The 19691-nt window shown below is 35.2% G+C and carries 15 protein-coding genes; 4 read left to right on the top strand and 11 right to left on the bottom strand.

What is annotated here, in order from left to right; genetic code table 11:
- Positions 1–16: 16 nt before the first annotated feature.
- Complete coding sequence (locus QTL86_RS20410) at positions 17–2455, bottom strand: heavy metal translocating P-type ATPase (protein ID WP_410495914.1); 2439 nt, start codon at positions 2453–2455, stop codon at positions 17–19.
- Between the two features lie 722 nt (positions 2456–3177).
- Here QTL86_RS20410 and QTL86_RS20405 point away from each other — a divergent pair.
- Both QTL86_RS20405 and QTL86_RS20400 read left to right on the top strand, forming a co-directional pair.
- Positions 3178–5310 (top strand): RICIN domain-containing protein, encoded by a 2133-nt coding sequence (locus QTL86_RS20405; protein WP_410495913.1) that lies wholly within the window; start codon positions 3178–3180, stop codon positions 5308–5310.
- Positions 5311–5335: 25 nt separating this feature from the next.
- Entirely contained in the window at positions 5336–7675 is a 2340-nt protein-coding gene (locus QTL86_RS20400; RefSeq protein ID WP_410495912.1) for a family 43 glycosylhydrolase, read from the top strand.
- Between the two features lie 82 nt (positions 7676–7757).
- Here QTL86_RS20400 and QTL86_RS20395 read toward each other — a convergent pair whose 3' ends face one another.
- Positions 7758–8204, bottom strand: coding sequence for a MarR family winged helix-turn-helix transcriptional regulator (locus tag QTL86_RS20395; protein ID WP_127064766.1), 447 nt, complete (start codon positions 8202–8204; stop codon positions 7758–7760).
- A 62-nt stretch (positions 8205–8266) separates the two neighbouring features.
- Positions 8267–9574: an MATE family efflux transporter gene (locus QTL86_RS20390; protein WP_410497323.1), complete on the bottom strand. Its 1308-nt coding sequence runs from the start codon at positions 9572–9574 to the stop codon at positions 8267–8269.
- 348 nt (positions 9575–9922) lie between these two features.
- Here QTL86_RS20390 and QTL86_RS20385 point away from each other — a divergent pair, with 348 nt between their 5' ends.
- On the top strand, positions 9923–11203 hold the full coding sequence (locus QTL86_RS20385; protein ID WP_127064768.1) for a DUF1576 domain-containing protein: 1281 nt from the start codon (positions 9923–9925) through the stop codon (positions 11201–11203).
- 3 nt (positions 11204–11206) lie between these two features.
- Positions 11207–11554: a hypothetical protein gene (locus tag QTL86_RS20380; protein WP_410495911.1), complete on the top strand. Its 348-nt coding sequence runs from the start codon at positions 11207–11209 to the stop codon at positions 11552–11554.
- 160 nt (positions 11555–11714) lie between these two features.
- Here QTL86_RS20380 and QTL86_RS20375 read toward each other — a convergent pair whose 3' ends face one another.
- From QTL86_RS20375 to QTL86_RS20340, 8 genes are all read right to left on the bottom strand, one after another.
- Positions 11715–12326, bottom strand: coding sequence for a GNAT family N-acetyltransferase (locus tag QTL86_RS20375; RefSeq protein ID WP_127064770.1), 612 nt, complete (start codon positions 12324–12326; stop codon positions 11715–11717).
- A gap of 718 nt (positions 12327–13044) precedes the next feature.
- Positions 13045–13497: a GNAT family N-acetyltransferase gene (locus QTL86_RS20370; protein WP_127064771.1), complete on the bottom strand. Its 453-nt coding sequence runs from the start codon at positions 13495–13497 to the stop codon at positions 13045–13047.
- A 36-nt stretch (positions 13498–13533) separates the two neighbouring features.
- Positions 13534–14223, bottom strand: coding sequence for an aspartate/glutamate racemase family protein (locus tag QTL86_RS20365; RefSeq protein WP_127064772.1), 690 nt, complete (start codon positions 14221–14223; stop codon positions 13534–13536).
- Positions 14224–14279: 56 nt separating this feature from the next.
- Entirely contained in the window at positions 14280–15113 is an 834-nt protein-coding gene (locus tag QTL86_RS20360; protein WP_127064773.1) for a pentapeptide repeat-containing protein, read from the bottom strand.
- A 24-nt stretch (positions 15114–15137) separates the two neighbouring features.
- The gene (locus tag QTL86_RS20355; protein WP_410495910.1) at positions 15138–15938 is read right to left on the bottom strand and encodes a sugar phosphate isomerase/epimerase family protein; all 801 of its coding nucleotides are present in this window, start codon (positions 15936–15938) and stop codon (positions 15138–15140) included.
- A 48-nt stretch (positions 15939–15986) separates the two neighbouring features.
- The gene (locus QTL86_RS20350; protein WP_127064775.1) at positions 15987–16625 is read right to left on the bottom strand and encodes an HAD family hydrolase; all 639 of its coding nucleotides are present in this window, start codon (positions 16623–16625) and stop codon (positions 15987–15989) included.
- Positions 16626–16893: 268 nt separating this feature from the next.
- Entirely contained in the window at positions 16894–18357 is a 1464-nt protein-coding gene (locus tag QTL86_RS20345) for an NADP-dependent glyceraldehyde-3-phosphate dehydrogenase (RefSeq protein WP_410495909.1), read from the bottom strand.
- A gap of 116 nt (positions 18358–18473) precedes the next feature.
- Positions 18474–19685 (bottom strand): DUF3360 family protein, encoded by a 1212-nt coding sequence (locus QTL86_RS20340; protein ID WP_127064777.1) that lies wholly within the window; start codon positions 19683–19685, stop codon positions 18474–18476.
- Positions 19686–19691 lie beyond the last annotated feature (6 nt).

Genomic DNA, 19691 nt, shown 5'->3' with positions numbered 1-19691 from the left:
TAAATGATTCACCAATTTATCCTCTAAAATTTTTAAGTCTTAAGGCATTAAGAAGTACTGAAACAGAACTTAAGCTCATGGCCGCTGCTGCAATCATAGGATTTAATAATGGCCCTCCAAAGATATGAAGAAATCCCATAGCTACTGGTATACCTAATACATTGTAACCAAATGCCCAAAATAGATTTTGCTTGATATTTCTAATGGTTGCCTTGCTAAGTTTAATAGCTGTTGGCACGTCTTTAAGGTCGCTTCTCATAAGAACAATGTCAGCTGATTCAATAGCTACATCTGTTCCTGAACCAATAGCAATACCTATATCAGCTCTAGCTAAAGCAGGGGCATCATTAATACCATCTCCTACCATGGCTACTTTTTTACCTTCATTTTGAAGCTTTTGCACTTCATTGGCTTTATCTTCTGGTAAGACTTCTGCAAGTACAATGTCAATCCCTACTTGTTTAGCAATAGCTGCTGCAGTCTTCTTGTTATCCCCTGTAATCATAGCTACCTTAATACCCATTTGATGAAGTGTTTGTATAGCTTCTTTACTACTTGGTTTAACTGTATCTGCTACTGCTATAATACCTGCTAATTTATCATCTATTGCAATATACATCGGGGTTTTACCCTCTTCTGCCAGTCTATCTGACTGAGTAGTTAATGTACTAATATCAATATTTTCTTCTACCATTAATTTCTTATTTCCTAAGAGCACATGCCTACTATCAATATCTACAGCAATACCATGACCTGGGATGGCATTAAAGTTTTGTATCTCTTTAAAAGCTAAGCCTCTTTCTTCTGCTGCTCTTACAATAGCTTCGCCTAATGGATGCTCAGAGCCTTTTTCTGCACTAGCTGCTAAAACAAGTAATTCATCTTCACCTGCAGTAGCTGTTAAGATATCTGTTACCTTTGGTTTACCTTCGGTTAATGTTCCCGTTTTATCAAAGACAATGGTATCTATTTTATAAGTTGTTTCTAAGGCTTCTCCACCTTTAATAAGTACACCATTTTCTGCACCTTTTCCTGTTCCTACCATAATCGCTGTTGGGGTAGCAAGACCTAAGGCACATGGACAAGCAATAACAAGTACCGCAATAAAAATAGTAAGGGCAAAGGTTGCAGACTCTCCAGCTATTAACCAACCTACAGCAGCGATAATTGCTAATATAATAACTGTTGGTACAAAGTAAGAAGAGATTACATCAGCCATTTTAGCAATTGGTGCTTTAGTCCCTTGAGCATCTTCTACTAATTTTATAATTTGGGCAAGCGCTGTATCCTTACCAACCTTAGTAGCTCGATACTTAATAAATCCAGTTTTATTAATACTTGCTCCTATAACTTTACTTCCTACCGTTTTTTCTACTGGAATACTTTCTCCTGTAAGCATGGCTTCATCAATAGCAGTACTGCCTTCAATAACTTCTCCATCTACCGGCAACTTTTCACCTGGCTTAACAAGGATTACGTCTCCTACTACCACTTCTTCAAGAGGCACTGTTACCTCTACATTATTCCTAATAACTGTTGCTGTCTTTGGTGCTAAGCCCATAAGCTTTTTAATGGCTTCAGAAGTTTTACCTTTTGATCTAGCTTCTAAGTATTTACCTAATGTAATGAGCGCTAAGATAGTGGCTGCTGATTCATAATACAGATGCATGGCATGCTCCATACCGCCCTCTGGATGTGTGATAATTTTATAAGTGCCATATAAGCTATAAATAATAGCAGCTAGTGTTCCTACTGCAATTAAAGAGTCCATATTAGGACTAAGTTTAACTAAGTTCTTAAGCCCAACCTTATAGAATTTGAAGCCGATAAACATAACTGGCAAGGTAAGAATTAACTGAATCATTGCAAGGTTGAGCGGATTCATCATTGGATCAAGCACACTAGGAAGTGGCATACCTACCATATGTCCCATGGTAATGATTAAAAGTGGAGCAGTAAATATGAGTGATGCAATAAGACGCCCAAATAAAAGCTGTTCTTCTGTATATTTCTTCTTCTCCGTGCTTTTTTCCTCTTCTGTAATAAGTTTATAGCCTGCTTTTTCTACAGCAGCTTTGATTTGGCTTGTTTTTACAAGATCTTCATCTACTTTAACCGTAAGCTTTTCACTGGCAAAGTTAACATTACTACTTTCCACACCCTCTAACTTCTTCACCACTTTTTCTATACGATTAGCACAAGCTGAACAGGTCATACCTTCTACTTTAAAGGTATAAGCAGCTTCATTTTTGTGTACTTTATAACCAGCTTTTACTACCGCTGCTTCAACCTCTTTAGGTTGCAGCTTAGCATCATCATATTTTAGAGTTAAGGTTTCTGTAGCAAAATTCACATTGGCTGTTTCTACGCCCTCTAACTTTTTAACAACTCTCTCAACCCGATTGGCACAAGCTGAACAGGTCATGCCATCTATTTTAAAGGATTTATCTGTCATAGTTTACTTCCTTTCTTCCATTTATATTTTACCCCCCCCTAGGGGGTGTTATTTAATATTATAACTCTTTCTTTATTTTGTCAATCATTCATCTGTCCTATTCTATTACTATAAAATCGTTCATACTCTCTAAATTCTTTATAGCCCTATCCATCTTATTAATATATTTAAAGCAAGTCATTCCACCTATTTTCATTACTGCATATATGCTTTATATGGTTTTAATTTAACATTTTAGTACACACTCTGAACAAAATATTTAAAATTTATAATTAAAAAATTATTTTAATTACATTAAATCACGCATTTCTTTACATCTTGTGTGTTTTTAGCACAAAATAAAACAACTTACACTATAATCAACTACAAACAATTGAGTCATTATACTTTTAGTGCTTTTCATGTCTACTAATGATAACAATTAATCGCTCAATAAAAAAACTAATCTATGCATAAGTCATCTTAGTGTTATTTACATCCAAGTAAAACTCATAATAAAAGTAAAAGAACTATATAAAGGAGGTGCAAAACGATACCATCTGAGACGCTAGAATAATATGACTCTAACAGCAGAAATAGACTCTCAAATGCTAAAGCATATAAAAATACCTCTTTATTTCAGTCTAAAAGATTAATCATTTATCTAACAACTTACATAACTTAAATCATCTAATCTCAATTTGCACATTTATGGAGAATAAGAATACAAAGGAGATGTAAAAATGATTACCTGTATAAAAAAAATATTCACCCAATTATCATCTTACGTACTTGCATTAGCTTTGGTTATAACAATATTGCCACCTAATGAAGCTTTAGCCGCAAGTGATGCAATCATTAATTTATCATCAGAATATCAAACAATTCGTGGCTTTGGAGGAATGAATCATCCAGCTTGGGCTGGAGATTTAACATCCGTTCAAAGAGAAACCGCTTTTGGCAATGGAGATAATCAATTAGGCTTTTCTATTTTAAGAATTCATGTGGATGAAAATAAGAATAACTGGGCAAGAGAATTAGAAACTGCAAAAGCTGCAGTAGCTAAAGGAGCAATTGTTTTTGCTTCACCCTGGAATCCCCCAAGTGATATGATTGAAACCTTTACTCGTAATGGTGTTGCAAATCAAAAGCGCCTTAAATACGATAAATATGCTGCATATGCGCAGCATCTCAATGATTTTGTTACCTATATGAAGAATAACAATGTCAATTTATATGCTATTTCTGTTCAAAATGAACCTGATTATGCACACGATTGGACATGGTGGACACCACAAGAAATGCTTAACTTTATGAAAAACTATGCTGGCTCAATCAATTGCAGGGTTATTGCTCCTGAGTCATTTCAGTATCTAAAAAATATGTCAGATCCTATCTTAAATGATTCACAAGCACTTGCTAATATGGATATTCTTGGTGCTCACTTTTATGGTACTAGTATCAGCAATATGTCTTATCCACTTTTTAAACAAAAAGGTGCAGGAAAAGATCTTTGGATGACAGAGGTTTACGTTCCTAATAGTGATAATAATTCAGCAGATCGCTGGCCAGAGGCAATTGAAGTTTCATATAACATGCATAATGCTTTAGAAAATGGCTTTCAATCCTATGTATGGTGGTATATTCGTAGGCAATATGGTCCTATGAAAGAGGACGGTACAATCAGTAAAAGAGGTTATTGTATGGCTCAATACTCTAAGTTTGTACGTCCTGGTTACGTAAAAGTTGCTGCTACCAGTAATCCTAATACAAATGTTTATGTATCTGCTTATAAAGGTGATAATAAAGCCGTTATTGTTGCAATTAATAAGGGTTCCTCAGCTATTAATCAAAATTTCGTTATCAATAATGGTAGCATAAAAAGTGTAGATCGTTATAGAACTTCTGCTAATGAAAATCTAGCCAAAACAGCTAATATAGATACTAGCAATAGTAGCTTCTGGGCTAACCTACCTGCTAATAGTGTGTCTACATTCGTTTGCACCTTAGGATCCTCAAGCCCTATAGAGCCTACACCTTCACCCACTCCTACTCCTACTCCTACTGATACTGATACGACAGTAAAGGATTATGCTGTGCTAAAGGATGGCTGGTATTATATAAAAAATACAAATGCCCAAAAGTATCTTCAAGTAAAAGATAATACAGGAGCAAATGGCCAGAATGTTGAAATAGGTACTGGTACAGGGGTTAATGGTCAAAAATGGTACTTAACCAATATGAGTAATGGCTATGTTACTTTTAAAAATGGCTTAGACTATATGTTAGATGTTGCTAATGGTGCTAATGTAGATGGAACTAATATCCAAATTTACTCAGTTAATGGTATGGATGCTCAAAAGTTTAAGCTTGTTCCAACTGGGACTAGTAATGTTTACGGCATTTTAACTAAGAGTTCAGTAGACACTAAGTCTCTAGATGTTTATAACTTTGGAACTGCTGATGGTTCTAATGTATGCGAATGGACTTATTATAAAAACAGTTGTCAGATGTGGGTACTTGAGCCTTGCAGTGCACCAGAAAGTACTACTCCAACCCCTACTCCTGAGACGCCTTCAATACCTGCTTCTATGAACATTAAGATTATCTCAGACTGGTCAGAGGGTGCAACTGCTGAAATAACGATTACCAATAACACAGGTAAAGACTTAAGTGGCTGGACATGTACTTTTACAACTAGCAGACCTATTAGTGCTCTTTGGAATGCTCAACTCGTAAATAGCAATGGTAATACCTACACTATTTCTAATCCATCATGGCAACCTCTTCTAACTGCTGGAAGCAGCTATACTTTTGGCTGCACTATGGGTAGTGGTTCATCTGATGTAACCATTACTAATGTATCTTTAAAATAATCTATAAGATATGAGGGGATATTATATGAAAGCGTATCTAAAAAGTATTAAACACATTAAAAAATTGGCATTAACAGGACTCCTTATGGTAGGCCTAGTTACTCAGCCAGGCATCCCAGCCTCTGCTGCAGACCTTTCTTCCACTTTTAATAACTTGAATCTAACATCTGCCTACAAAAAGCAAAACGAAAGCAACCCTATTATCACTCAAAGATATGCAGCAGACCCTAGTGTTATGGTCTATAATGATACTGTTTATCTTTATGCTACAAATGATTCTTATGAATACTCAAATGGTAGTATAAAGGAAAACTCCTATAGCACTATACAAACCCTTAATTGTATGTCTTCCAAAGATTTAGTAAATTGGACAGACCATGGTACTATCCAAGTTGCTGGAAGTAGAGGCGTTGCCAAATGGGCAGGTAATTCATGGGCTCCTTGTGCAACCTATAAAAAAATTAATGGCAAGGATAAATTCTTCCTTTACTTTGCTAATAATGCCAATGGTATAGGTGTACTTGTTGCTGATAGTCCAACAGGTCCTTGGACAGACCCTATTGGAAAAGCTTTAATCAGTCGTTCGACTCCTAACTGCTCTGATGTTGTATGGTGCTTTGATCCAGCTGTGTTTGTAGATAGTGATGGTACTGGTTATCTTTATTTTGGTGGCGGTATTCCTACAGGTCAAAATGCACATCCCAAAACAGCACGTGTTGTTAAATTAGGTAGTGATATGACAAGTTTAGCTGGTACCCCTATCACTATTGATGCGCCTTATTTATTCGAAGACTCTGGTATTAATAAAATAGGAAATAAATACTACTACTCTTACTGTTCTAACTTTAATACTGCCGGTTCAGGAATAAATGGTGGGGCAATAGAATACATGGTAAGTAATAGCCCTACTGGTCCTTTTACCTTTACTGGTGAAGTCTTTAAAAACCCAGGTGTTTACTTTAATGGTTCTGGCGGTAATAATCATCACTCTATCTTTGAATTTAAAGGTAGCTACTATTTAGCTTATCATACAAGAACATTAGAACTCGCTCAATTTGGTAAAAACCTTGGCTATCGCTCTACACACCTTGACAAGCTATCTGTAAATAATGGCGTTCTTTCAGAAGTAAAAGGTACAATGGCGGGTGCATCTCAAGTTTCTTATCTCAATCCTTACGAAAGAGTTGAAGCAGAAACTATGGCTATTCAAGCAGGTGTCAATGTAAGTGGTAGTGGCAACACCCTTTTAACAGATATTCATGCTGGTGATTGGATTGGTGTTAAAGGCGTTGATTTCTCAGACGGTTTATCTAAAATAACTGTTTCTGCTAAATCATCTACTGGTGGTGTTATTAAAGTATGTACGAATAGTCCTTCAGGCACAGCACTTGGCTATATTGAAGTGCCTAATACATCTGGCGCTTTTGTAGAGGTGAGTTCAGCTCTTTCTAATATCTCTGGTGTCAAAGATTTATACTTTGTATTTAGTGGGAATATGGAGCTAGATTATTGGAAGGCAGCAACTTACTCTGATCAACCTACTGAAACAGATACGACTGTAAAGAATTACGCTACGCTTAGCGATGGCTGGTATTATCTTAAAAATACTAACGCTCAAAAATATCTTCAGGTAAAAGATAATATCGGAGCAAATGGCCAGAATGTTGAAATAGGTACTGGTACAGGTGCTAATGGTCAAAAGTGGTACCTTACAAATACTGGTAATGGCTATGTTACTTTTAAAAATGGCTTAGACTATATGTTAGATGTTGCTAATGGTGCTAATGTAGATGGAACTAATATCCAAATTTACTCAGCTAATGGTATGGATGCTCAAAAGTTTAAGCTTGTTCCAACTGGGACTAGTAATGTTTACGGCATTTTAACTAAGAGTTCAGTAGACACTAAGTCTCTAGATGTTTATAACTTCGGAACTACTGATGGTTCTAATGTATGTGAGTGGACTTATTACAAAAACAGTTGTCAGATGTGGGTACTTGAGCCTTGCAGTGCACCAGAAAGTACTGTACCTACTCCAACTCCTACACCTACTCCTGATTCACCTTCAACAAATGCTCCTATAAGCATTAAAATCCTTTCAGATTGGTCAGATGGCGCAACTGCTAATATTATAATTACTAATACCACAGGTAAAGACTTAAATGGCTGGACATGCACTTTTACAACAGATAGGCCTATTTCTTCTGTTTGGAATGCAGAACTCGTAAGTAGTAATGGTAATACCTATACTATTTCAAGCCCATCATGGCAGCCTAATCTAGCTGCTGGTGCTAGTTATACTTTTGGGTGTGGCATGGGTAGTGGCTCATCTAATGTGACTATTACAAATGCTTCTTTAAAATAGCAAAATTGCTTAGGTCATAAATCATTTCTCCTATTTATACAATAAAAGAGCACTGGAAACTCAGTATTCCAATGCTCTTTTATCATTCTTCTTCAAATAAATGGCCTGAATTATATCTCGTTATTTTTCGAAGCAAATAAAATAACTGATTTAATTCTTCTTGCTCCAGACCATCTATTAATTGTCTTTCCCACCTTCTTGAAATCTCTAATATCTCTTCTTTTTGTGCCAAAGCCTTTTCTGTAAGATAAATGTGATATTTTCTCTTATCTTTTTCATTAGGAGCTAACCTTACATATCCCTTTTCCTCTAACTTCTTAATGGCTCTTGTAGTCGTTGCTTTATCTACACATACTTGCTCTGTTAATTCATCATGACTAACACCATCTTCTAAATAAAGTCTAAGAAGAAACTGATATTGCCCAAATCCAATTTCATATTGATCATATTCTTTTGATAAGAAATTTGCACCTAGTCGATGTAAATAGCTAATATACCTTCCTATTCCTTCTGTTTCATACTGTTTCATAATGGTCTACAACTCTTTTCTTTATCGTTATACTTGCTATCATCTTATCATAACCTATCTCTTTAAGCCACATTCTCCTCATATCCCTCATATCCAATGGGTCTAGCTTTACTTTCTAATTGTTTTAGATGCTTCATCTCTTTAAAAATAATAATGCCTGATAAGGTTACTGCTAATAAATCGGCTATTGGTCCTGCATACCATACCCCTTTTAGTCCAAAAAACTTGGGTAATATAATAAATGATGGAATTAAAAAGATAACCTGCCTTGTTAAACTAATAATCATAGCTTTTTTCACTTTTCCTACTGCTTGATAATAGTTAGAAGCTGTCATTTGAATCCCTATTAATGGCATAGATAATAAGAAAATACGTATACCTGATACAGTAATATCAGTAAGCTCTGGATCATTATTAAACATGCCTACCGCTATGTGCGGAAATAATTGAATGAATAAAAAGCTAACAACTAATATAGCCGTACATATGGCTAAAGAGTACAGATAGGTTTGTCTCACCCTCGTATATTGCTTTGCCCCAAAATTATAACCCATAATAGGTTGTGCTCCTTGATTAAGACCGAAGATAGGCATAATAAAGATAGTACTTATTGAAGTTATTATAGCCATAGCTCCAATTGCTAAATCTCCACCATGAGTCATTAAAGCTCTATTCGAAATAACTGTTACAATACTGCTTGCAACCTGCATACAAAAAGGTGCTAAGCCAATCATTACAATATTTTTTATTATCCTTAGGTCTATTTTCATATCAGCTAGTGTAAGTTTAATAGTTGACTTCTTGCTTCTTGTAAAATAATTAATAACCCAACAGCTGGCAGCAAATTGTGAAATAACTGTGGCATAAGCTGCCCCTGCTATACCCATTCTTAAACCAAAGATAAAGATTGGATCTAAAATAATGTTAATCGCAGCACCAATCATCATAGTGTACATACTTACTTTAGGATTAGAATCTGAACTAATGGAATGATTCAATCCAAATGCACACAAGTTACAAATGGTTCCTATAAAAAGCGGTCTCATATATGCCGCTGCATATGGAACCGTGGCATCACTTGCTCCAAAAACTCTTAAAATGGGATTAACAAACAAATTCCCCAAAAGAGCAATAGCAATACTCACCATAATAATACTGGTGAATCCATTTCCCAAATATTTTTGTGCTTCTTTTCTCTTCTTCTGACCAAAAGCTATAGAAATACTTGCTGAAGTACCTATCCCTATTAACATGCCAATACCTGTGATAATTTGAGTAATAGGCATAGTAATTCCTACACCAGTAATAGCTAAGCCTCCTACATCTGGTATATTTCCTATATAAATTCTATCCACTACGTTATAAAGCATATTAACGACCATACCTATAATAGCTGGAATGGAAAACTTGATAAGTAATCTGCCAATACTGTCTGTGCCTAAATCACTTGTCTGTTGCTGTGTTGCCATATTATCTTCTCCCTTGTTCAATATTGTTGCATATGCAACGAAACAAAGTTTAACACATTTTTGTTGCGTATGCAACAATAAGCATTGTAGATTTGTTTGTAAAATCTGCCTAAATAAGCCAACTAGAAATTTATGCTTGCACAATGTGTATTATGTTAATTAAAATATTAGGTATACTAATAAAATTAGTATACCTAAATATACACTATTCATTATTTCAAAATGAATAACTAGAGAAAGGGGTCTTTGATGATTCAAACCAAAGGTAATGAAAATACACAACAGGTTCAGATTAAGTTTTTTTGTTTTGCTACTATTTCTTTGCTTTTTATAATATCCTTTATACTGGCTACACCCTTGGAGCTATTCTATGGTATGAAAGTTATTATTCTTTCTAGAGATGCACTGATAACGGATTACTTTGCACTAGCAGGTTATGGTGTTGCATTTTTTAATTGTGGTATTATTTTAAGCATTGTGCTTATATTAATTATCAAGCTAAGAGCTTCTTTTACAGGGCTAACCTTAGCTGCTATTTTTATTAATGCTGGGTTTGCTCTTTTTGGCAAAAACCCAATCAATATACTTCCTATATTATTAGGAACTTATATCTATGCACGTGTACACGATGCTAAGATGAATCGTTATATCTATACAGCATTGTTTGGTACATGCCTATCACCATTGGTTACTGAAGTCGTTTATTTATTACCATTTCAGCAACCTATTAACTTAATCCTTGCACTACTTATCGGAATTTTAATTGGGTTTACTTTACCTACATTAGCGATGCATACAGCTTCTATGCATATGGGTTACAATTTATTCAATGTGGGTTTTGCTGCTGGTATATTAGGCTTCGGTATTGTGAGTATTCTAGAGGCCACTGGATTAGAAAGTACTCCTGTTTTAATATGGCAGGAAGGTAGGCCTATTTGGCTAGTACTTGGCTTATATGGCTATTTTATAGCTACCTTTTTCTATGGTTTATGGGTTAATCAAGGGCAACTAAAACCTTTATTTAAAATCTTGCGACATCCAGGACGGGCAGTTGCAGATTTTATCCTAATGGATGGACTTGGTGCAACTTTAATGAATATGTCCGTTGTAGGAAGTGTTAGCCTCACCTATATCTTACTTGTAAAAGGAGACTTATCTGGCCCTGTTATAGGTGGTATATTAACTGTATTTGGCTTTGGTGCATTTGGTGTCCATGTCAAAAACTTTATTCCATGTATGTTAGGAGTCTATTTATCAACTTATTTAAAAATCTTTACACCTACTATGCCTAGCATTCAGCTTGCTGCACTATTTAGTGCAGGCATAGCACCTATTGCCGGACAATTTGGACCAATAGCAGGTATATTAGCCGGCATGCTACACACTTCTATTGTGATGTGTACAAGTGATATGTATTCAGGCCTTAATCTATATAATAATGGCTTTTCAGCTGGCTTTGTTGCTATTATCATGGTACCATTACTGGAGAGTTTTAAGAATCATTCAAGAAAAGGAAATCTTAGGAGATAAACTATGATATATGAAGAAAAAAAATTAGCTAAAATAGTAGAAGAATTAACGATATTCTTTTTTGGTATTGGAGGTAATGATATCAGCTCTAGAATACAAGAAAATAATGATACTGCTATTATTACATTCACTTCTAACTACGATTTAGCTCTTGCACATAAGTTAGATGCAATGGAGGATTTCCTAAATAGAGAAAAAAATGATAGTGTTGAAGATGTATACTGGGAATTAGTTGGCTTAGGCGAGCCAGGTGAAACCAGCCAACTACTACTAATAGGGATGATGGTAGATAAAGCTAGTGTTCATATCAATGAAAACTATGTAACCATTGAACTTGAAAAAGCCCTTTGATTTGCACTAGGTTAATGCCTAATCTAAAAAAATAATAATAGCATTGGAACTATTTCTGAGTTTCCAATGCTATTATTATTTTTTATTGCTATTTATAAATACCACAATTCTATTTTCTAAACAAAATTCATTCTACTCAGCACAGAGTTATAACACCTTATTATTTATGCTTGGAGGGTCTTTCTTCAAAGTGACTTTCTTTAGTTGGAAAATTTTTTTCAAATTCCGTTAAAGCTATTTCATTTACTACAAAAGCCTTATCTTCAAAGCATTTACCACTCATACCACTTAAGCTTCCTTCTGATAATTCAAGCGCCATAAATTCCTCAAAATTAGCCCCCCAGGAGGTTTGAAGCCCATATTGCTCCGCATTTACAAAACCAAAACGGTGATAAAATTTAGGATCTCCATAAAGGACAATGCCTTTAAATCCCATTTTTCTAGCTAACTCTATAGTATGTCTCATCAACATACTACCAATGCCCTTTCCTTTATACTCAGGTAACACCCCAATTGGTCCCATACATAAAACCTCATTATCAGCGCTATTATTTTCTACAGTTACTTTTGTATAAGCAATGTTTCCAACAATTTTATCTCCATCAATAGCTAAATAATCTAATTCCTTTACAAACCCTTCTGATTCACGCAACTGCCTTAATATAAGATGCTCATCACAACCTGGTTTATAAACATCCCAAAAAGCTTCTCTTGTTAGGTTTTCAACCACTTCATAGTCTTTTGCTTCTTCTAATCTAAGTACAATATCCATATCTTCTTTACCTACTTCTTAATGATTAATATACTTACATACTATCAATATCTCTTTAACGCTTCAAGGTTACCATTTAATTGTTTAAAGAAACTTCAATACAAACAGAAATTTGTCGGTAACTTTACGGGCTATTTGGGCGGAACTGAGAGAGGGTGGCTACCAACAATAATGCGTAAAGTCGCCTCCATTAAGTGTTTTCAAGAAAAAATAAAACTTGTTATTATCTTTTTTCTGCACTTTTCACTTAGGGGTTTGAACACTTAAGAGATCAATAATGCTTGTAAGGCTCCCTAGCTTCCTTACAGAGCTACTTCTTGACAAAATAGACTTATGGGAAGCTTTATACGTTATTGCCTTGGGCGCCTGCCCCCGGCTTCGAGTATTTTTTAACTGTCGTTACGCCTTCTTTCCACGCTGCTTCACTGTCTTGGATGTTTATAAGGTCAACAACGTTTGTGAAAATGAGTGGGTATGGGTGCCTGGAGTAGTGACTTGGGAGCATTTTTTAGAAGCACTTAGTGAACGTTTTAGATGGGTTTTAGGCAGCTGTTTGAACGAAGTGAGTTCTGCCGTTCATCTAAATAAGTGAACTTAGTGCTTCAAAAAATGTGAACCGGAACAACGGAAGGCACCCATACCCACTCATTTTCTCTCAGACGTACTTCTCATAAACGCCAAGACAAATTTTAATTTGCATAGCTGAATAACTGCCTTGTTACAATTGCTTTTCCATACAAATTGACTCTTTTAAATTCTTATATGGGCCGTAATTATCTATTATTACAAACCCCATTTGCTTATAGAGCTTAGCAGCTACTACTAGTCGCTTACCTGTTTCTAATATAAGTTTCTGATATCCCTGCATTCTAGCTTTCTCTTCAAGTGCATTTATTATTTGCTTAGAAATACCTTTGCCTCTATGATCAGGCCTTACAAATACTCGCTTAATCTCTGCTATGCCTTTTTCATAATGTTTAAAAGCTCCACAACCAATAGGCTCTCCATCCTCCAATGCTAATACCACTTCTTTTATACTTTCTAACGTATTATATTGGCTATACTGATCAGCTTGTTTTTGGCTACCTATTGTATGATTTAAGTCTTCATCTAAAGCTGCACAAAGCTTAATAAAATGTGGGTCACTGCTTGTTGTATAAACAATCTGCATGATCTATTCTCCTCCCTATTTGAATACAAGTCGTCTTTACTCTATAGCATAAAGTGCTGCCTTTGTTGCATGAATAATAGTCGTATCAAATACAGGAATACTCACATCTTCTTGTTTAATCAATAAGCCAATTTCTGTGCAACCTAAGATAACACCCTCTGCTCCTTTATCAGCTAATTCTTCTATGATTCTAATAAATTCTTTTTTAGAGGTTTCTAATACGCTACCTAGGCATAATTCATTATAAATCGTATGATTAATAACCTCTATATCTGCTTCATTAGGAATAAGTACCTCTATGCCTTGTTCTATAAGCTTAGATTTGTAAAAATCTTGTTGCATCGTATATTTAGTGCCTAGTAAGGCTACTTTTTCTATTGTATTCTCTTTTAATCTGCCAGCTGTTACTTCTGCAATATGTAAAATAGGTATATTAACCTTTGCTTGAATCTGATCTGCTACCTTATGCATGGTATTAGTACAGATGATAATAAAATCTGCACCGCTTCTTTCCAGATTTACAGCTGCATCTGCTAATATTTCACCACTCTTTTCCCATTCACCTTTTGCCTGACAGGCTTCAATCTCATCAAAATCAACACTATATAATATACATTTAGCGGAATGAAAGCCTCCTAACCGTTCTTTGACTACTTGATTAACCATTTGATAATAGGTGACCGTACTCTCCCAACTCATACCACCGATCATACCAATTGTTTTCATATGAACCTCCCTTAAAGTTATACTTACTCATTAAATATCCTATTTATATCCTTTACTTACTTCTCCCAGTAAGAAGGCCTATCTAGCCTACTTGGTAACTTTGTAAATTGATTCCCTTTAGCCGTATTTATTTGAGCCTGAGTTAAAAATATACTCTTACTGAGATTTGCGCCTCTTATATCTGCATCTCTCATATCTACACCAATTAATAAAGCACCTGATAAATCGCACTCTTTTAAATTTGCGGCAATCATCATAGCCCCACTTAAATCGGCTTCCTTCAGATTAGCTTTTCTAAGGTCTTTGCCAATTAACATCTTTTCAAAACTAGTTTTTTGAATAGACTTCTTGTCCTGTCTATTTAATTTATAAGCTTCTTTTAGCAGTATATTGACTTGTGTTCTATGACTTTCTATATCTATTTCAAGGATTGCCTTAGGCTTTAATAAAGTCATCTGTTTTATTTCTTCAATCATGCTTTGTAAACTTTCTTTGATAGATACAATGTTTTCTAAAGTCACTGCTTCTGTCAAATACCATAACATCTCATGAAGCTGTCTCATTACTAAAAACGCCTCATACATTTGCTTTGCTAGCTTCGGTGATGATATCCAGCTTTTCCCTCGATAAGTTATCTGAGCTATCTTTTGTCCTGCACCAAAACAATCATAGGATGTGCAGCCTTTGAGGCCTTTATTTCTTAACTCACTATGGATATCGCATCCAAAGTCTGACTGTAAATGCTTGCAAGGGCACCCTGCTACCTTATCTGCTGGGAAACCATCTAATTTAGAAAAATAAAGGGCTACACAACAAAGTCCAAAGCATTTACTACAATCAATCTTTATATGTTTAAAAAGCTGGTCTATTAATTCAATCTTGTTATTCATCTTGTCTCTTTTCTCTGTCTTTTCCTATGTTAACGAAAAACCCTTATCTCTATCCAGCAAACGTATTGTAGAATTTTTTAAAGCCTCAATCGTTTTAGTTTCTACTACACAACTACAATTATTCTCCTTTGCTAAGTCAAAGAAATAAGGCAAATCAATCTCACCAGTAAATAGCTTAAGGTGATTTCTTTCTCCTATAGCATCATGAAGATGCATATGTTTCATTCTTTCTTTATGAATAAGCATAAAGGCCTCGTCTTTTTTACCGCTTGAATAATCATGCCCAATATCCCAGGTTAAATAGCAATCTGTTTCTTCTAAGAACATCTCTACCGCTTTTCTAATAAAAGGCTTATGATAAATCCCTGTATTCTCAATAGCAAGCTTAACACCTGTTCCCTTTAACATCTGATTAATATGGTTGGAAGACGCTAGAATATTTCTTAAGTACTCTTCTTCAAATTTCTCATAAAGTTCAACTTTCCTATTCGGCAAAGTAAAGTAAATACCGTTATTCATATGCATATTAATAAGAGGGGCATCAATTCTGCTTGCAAGTTGTATGGTGTCTTCTACAACTTTTAAATTCGCTTCCCGTATTCTTTTATTGAAATGCCCTACATCTAAATCCTCTGGTAAATGGAAGGTAAAATACATCTTATGCTTTGTCTTTAATTCATTAAGTACTTCTGCGTCTAGACATTCTGCTTGAAAAGCTGGTAAGTTCATATTAATCTCTATAAAATCAAGTCCAAGTTCATTGCATAGGCTTATATTAGCTTCTAAACCCTCTAATTCAATAAGTGTTGGCATTCCAAAGTTCATATTTATTTCCCCTTTTCCTGTTTATTTATAGGCATAGACTTATGCTACTTAGTTTTCTATGTATTGTAATATATCCATTAAGTCCTCTGTTACAATAACACTATTTGCTTCTTTGGCTACCTCTTCCCCGCAATTAATACCTAAAGAAGTACCACAATATCTGAAAAGAGGAATATCTGTTGCACCATCTCCAATAGCCATGCATTCATCAGGCTGTATGCCCTCTTTTAAGCAAAATTTCTCTAAAACACTCACCTTACCCCTGTCCCCTAAATGACTCAAGATTCTGCCAGTGAACAAATCATTTTCACATTCATATAAACTGCCATCATAAGCATCCATTCCCCATAACTCACTAGCAACCTTGGCAACTTGAATAGGTCCTGCTGTAATAAGTATAGTTCTTATATGCTGTTCATGTAGCATACTCATTACTTCATTGACATTTTTAATGGGTTTTAGAATAGTATCAAACTGTTCTTTTATTCTTGTTACAGGTACGCCTCTAGCTAATTCTGCTTTTAGATAATCCGCTTCAATCCAATCATACTTTCTTTCCTGCTCCTCACGTTCGATTTCTATAAGTTCATCTAGCTTGTCATTAAGTATACTTAGATACATTACTGAATGAATATCTTTTATAAGTGTATCATCTAAATCAAAACATACGGCTTTAATATGCCCCATTATACACCTCCACCTCTTAAAACAATAAAGAACCGATTAATCTCACCCTATTATATCATCAATATTAGTAATACCACTAAAATTTTCACAACTATTCAGTCTAATATATAAAATAGTTCTCTAAAAATATATTTGGGGAAGATATGAAAGAAATTATATTGGTGTAAGCCAGTTTTGGACAAAGCAAATAGGCACAAGCTTGTAGCTTGTGCCTATTACCTCTGAAAAAATTCCTCTTGCATACTAAAATCGGTTATTAAATCAAGACTTATCTATGCAAATTAATAATCGTTGCTTTTGGCCTAGACATAGATTCAATAGAATATCTAATGCCTTGAGTTCCCATACCTGAAGATTTAACACCTAGGAATGGGAAATGGTCAGGCCCTCTTTCAGTTTTATTATTCACTTGAACAGTTCCTACTTCTAACTGATCTGCAATATAAAATGCATCTTCAATATTTTGAGTAAATACAGAGCTTTGAAGTCCGTATTCTGATTCATTAGCAATTTCTATTGCCTCTTCTTTACTCTTCACTCTAATAACAGGTACAACTGGGCCAAATGGCTCTTCCCAAGCTAATCGCATATGAGTTGTTACATAGTCAAAAAGTGTAGGCTCAATTAAATTGCCTGTACGGTGTCCTCCAGTAACTAACTCTGCTCCTTTTTCTACAGCATCTTCCATTAACTCAGAAACAAAATCTGCTGCCTTTGTACTAATAAGCGGTACGACATCTAAGCTTTCATGTTCAAGTGGATTTCCCACCTTCAACTGACCTATTTTCTCTTCTAGTCTTTGAACAAGTTCATCTGCAACACTTTCCATTACAATAATTCTTTTTACAGCTGTACATCTTTGTCCGGAATAAGAAAAGGCTCCTGCTACAATCTGGCTAGCTGTCATTTCTAAATCTGCATCTTCAAGAACAATAGCAGCATCCTTACCACCTAGTTCCATAAGAAGAGGTACCATTGATGTCAACTTAGATATTCTTCTACCTACTTCTGTACTTCCTGTAAAGTTAATAAAATCAACGTCTTTATGAGTTGTAATGTAGTCTCCTATTTCACTACCTTTTCCTGTCACAGTATTAAGTACCCCTAATGGTACCCCCGCCAACTGAAAGATACGCGCTAAATATAAACCACTTAAACTGCCTTGTGTCGCTGGTTTTAATACAACTGAATTTCCAATAATAAGCGCAGGTGCAATCTTAGAAGCGGCTAAGTTAACTGGATAGTTAAAAGGTGAAATAGCAAGTACAACACCTAGCGGTTCCCTTTTTACAACGGATACTTTATTATTTTTAAATCCTGGGAAACTATCTCCAGGAATACTTTCTCCTGAGACATTTTTGCCACTATCTGCTGTAAATCTAATAAAATCTGCTGTTCTTGATACCTCTGAGCGTGAACTCTTCATATCTTTTCCAATCTCCAGCATCATTAAATGTGCAAGTTCCTCAATATGCTCTAGTAAAAGATCTGCTGCTTTATATAAAATATCTGCACGTTCATTTACTGTTTTAAGCTTCCATTGTTTTTGTGCTCTTTTAGCAGTTGCCATAGTGATATCTACCTCATTCTTAGTCATAGCAGGCACACTACCTAATAAGCTTTGGTCAAGTGGTGAGTAGATATCTATAAATTGATTACTCTCACTACCTACCCAGTCTCCGTTTAATAAATTTTTAAATCTCTTATCTGAGTCTTTCAATACTCCAAACATTATTATCCCTCCATTCTTAGGTCATTATTTATATGTCCATTAAATTTTTGTAGTCTCTGACCTCATTTATAAAACTATGTTTATAGTTTCATCATACTCCTTTTTATCATCTAAATCTATATGTCATTATTTTTACTTAACTTTTCAAGTACTACTGCTCCTAGCCAAGTAATGATTGGACTATAGCCAATCCCAATAGCTGCTAATATAATAATCCCTATTTTTTGTACTAGCTGTTTCCCTCTTCTCCATTTATTGAATCCTGTAAGTGATAGAGGCATAAATATACCAAAAAGTAGCACAGTCCATACAAGGGGTGGAAAAGCTAATATTTTAATCGGCATGCCCAATAGACCTACAGTAATGCATAGCACACTTAATAAGATAGTTGCCCCTCTCATAGGCCTTTTAATCATAAAAAGTGGTATTAAAAAGCTACGCCACAAAGAACTTGTTTGCGCTCCACCAAAGATTCCTCCTATGATATTTCTTATGGCTACCATCATAAATGATTGATTTAAGTTTATCTCTTCCCTCTTTTGCTCCTCCTTACTTTGTTCATCTAACAAAGTGGTGATAGCAACTGTATCCATTGCCCAGAGTAACATGACAAATATGGCAAAGGGTAAGGTTTTTAAAATGGTTGGCAAGTTTAGACCTAAACCAATTCCCCAAACTCCTTCCCACCAATATCCAGGATTTAAAACTAAGTTATTCATTGGCTCTAATAGATTAATTTTTATTCCACCTAAAAGAGGTAACACAAGTGAGACGATTGCAGAAATAGGAATCATCAGCCAGGCCTTTTCTTTTTTCAACAAATAAATGTAGCAGACAGTTAATACAATTAGCAGTACTGCTAGAATCCAATAAGTCTTATTAAAGAAGGCAGTGAGCTTTTGGATACATAATATCACTCCTGATATACCAAAAACTAAAGTCAAACTTGTTTTACTAACGTGCTTTGACATAAGAATAAGTCTTGACAACAAGCCTGCCTTAACAAAAATGAGCCCAATAATCCCCACCAATACACTTAAAACCAGTGGATGCACGCCAAACTTTACCATAGAAGGAATGAGTACAACCAATGGTGCAAGTGTTCCTGCAACTGCTATTTCTGGAAAAATCAAAGTGCTTATTAAAGCGATTATTCCTCCCACAAATATTTCTAGCCGCACATTATCAAATACAAAATGGGGATTTGTTATTCCTAGCTCCTGAGCCCAAACTACTGCAAAGGAAGAAATGAGCGAGATTTTACCTATTAATCCTGATAAAGCAGGTATAAAGTCACTACCCTTAAAGTAGCCTCGTATTTTCCTCATTTCGCC

It is taken from the genome of Cellulosilyticum sp. ST5 (genome assembly GCF_046529625.1).
In the GTDB taxonomy this organism is placed as follows: Bacteria; Bacillota; Clostridia; order Lachnospirales; family Cellulosilyticaceae; genus Cellulosilyticum; species Cellulosilyticum lentocellum.
This window is presented reverse-complemented; position numbering and strand designations above follow the sequence as displayed.

What these genes read in the sequence shown, in the direction of transcription:
- QTL86_RS20345 (WP_410495909.1), bottom strand. Translation starts at nt 18,357, where the DNA reads ATGTTTGGAGTATTGAAAGACTCAGATAAGAGATTTAAAAATTTATTA.
- QTL86_RS20340 (WP_127064777.1), bottom strand. Translation starts at nt 19,685, where the DNA reads ATGAGGAAAATACGAGGCTACTTTAAGGGTAGTGACTTTATACCTGCT.
- QTL86_RS20370 (WP_127064771.1), bottom strand. Translation starts at nt 13,497, where the DNA reads ATGCAGATTGTTTATACAACAAGCAGTGACCCACATTTTATTAAGCTT.
- QTL86_RS20410 (WP_410495914.1), bottom strand. Translation starts at nt 2,455, where the DNA reads ATGACAGATAAATCCTTTAAAATAGATGGCATGACCTGTTCAGCTTGT.
- QTL86_RS20390 (WP_410497323.1), bottom strand. Translation starts at nt 9,574, where the DNA reads ATGCTTTATAACGTAGTGGATAGAATTTATATAGGAAATATACCAGAT.
- QTL86_RS20375 (WP_127064770.1), bottom strand. Translation starts at nt 12,326, where the DNA reads ATGGATATTGTACTTAGATTAGAAGAAGCAAAAGACTATGAAGTGGTT.
- QTL86_RS20355 (WP_410495910.1), bottom strand. Translation starts at nt 15,938, where the DNA reads ATGAACTTTGGAATGCCAACACTTATTGAATTAGAGGGTTTAGAAGCT.
- QTL86_RS20380 (WP_410495911.1), top strand. Translation starts at nt 11,207, where the DNA reads ATGATATATGAAGAAAAAAAATTAGCTAAAATAGTAGAAGAATTAACG.
- QTL86_RS20365 (WP_127064772.1), bottom strand. Translation starts at nt 14,223, where the DNA reads ATGAAAACAATTGGTATGATCGGTGGTATGAGTTGGGAGAGTACGGTC.
- QTL86_RS20395 (WP_127064766.1), bottom strand. Translation starts at nt 8,204, where the DNA reads ATGAAACAGTATGAAACAGAAGGAATAGGAAGGTATATTAGCTATTTA.
- QTL86_RS20400 (WP_410495912.1), top strand. Translation starts at nt 5,336, where the DNA reads ATGAAAGCGTATCTAAAAAGTATTAAACACATTAAAAAATTGGCATTA.
- QTL86_RS20405 (WP_410495913.1), top strand. Translation starts at nt 3,178, where the DNA reads ATGATTACCTGTATAAAAAAAATATTCACCCAATTATCATCTTACGTA.
- QTL86_RS20350 (WP_127064775.1), bottom strand. Translation starts at nt 16,625, where the DNA reads ATGGGGCATATTAAAGCCGTATGTTTTGATTTAGATGATACACTTATA.
- QTL86_RS20360 (WP_127064773.1), bottom strand. Translation starts at nt 15,113, where the DNA reads ATGAATAACAAGATTGAATTAATAGACCAGCTTTTTAAACATATAAAG.
- QTL86_RS20385 (WP_127064768.1), top strand. Translation starts at nt 9,923, where the DNA reads ATGATTCAAACCAAAGGTAATGAAAATACACAACAGGTTCAGATTAAG.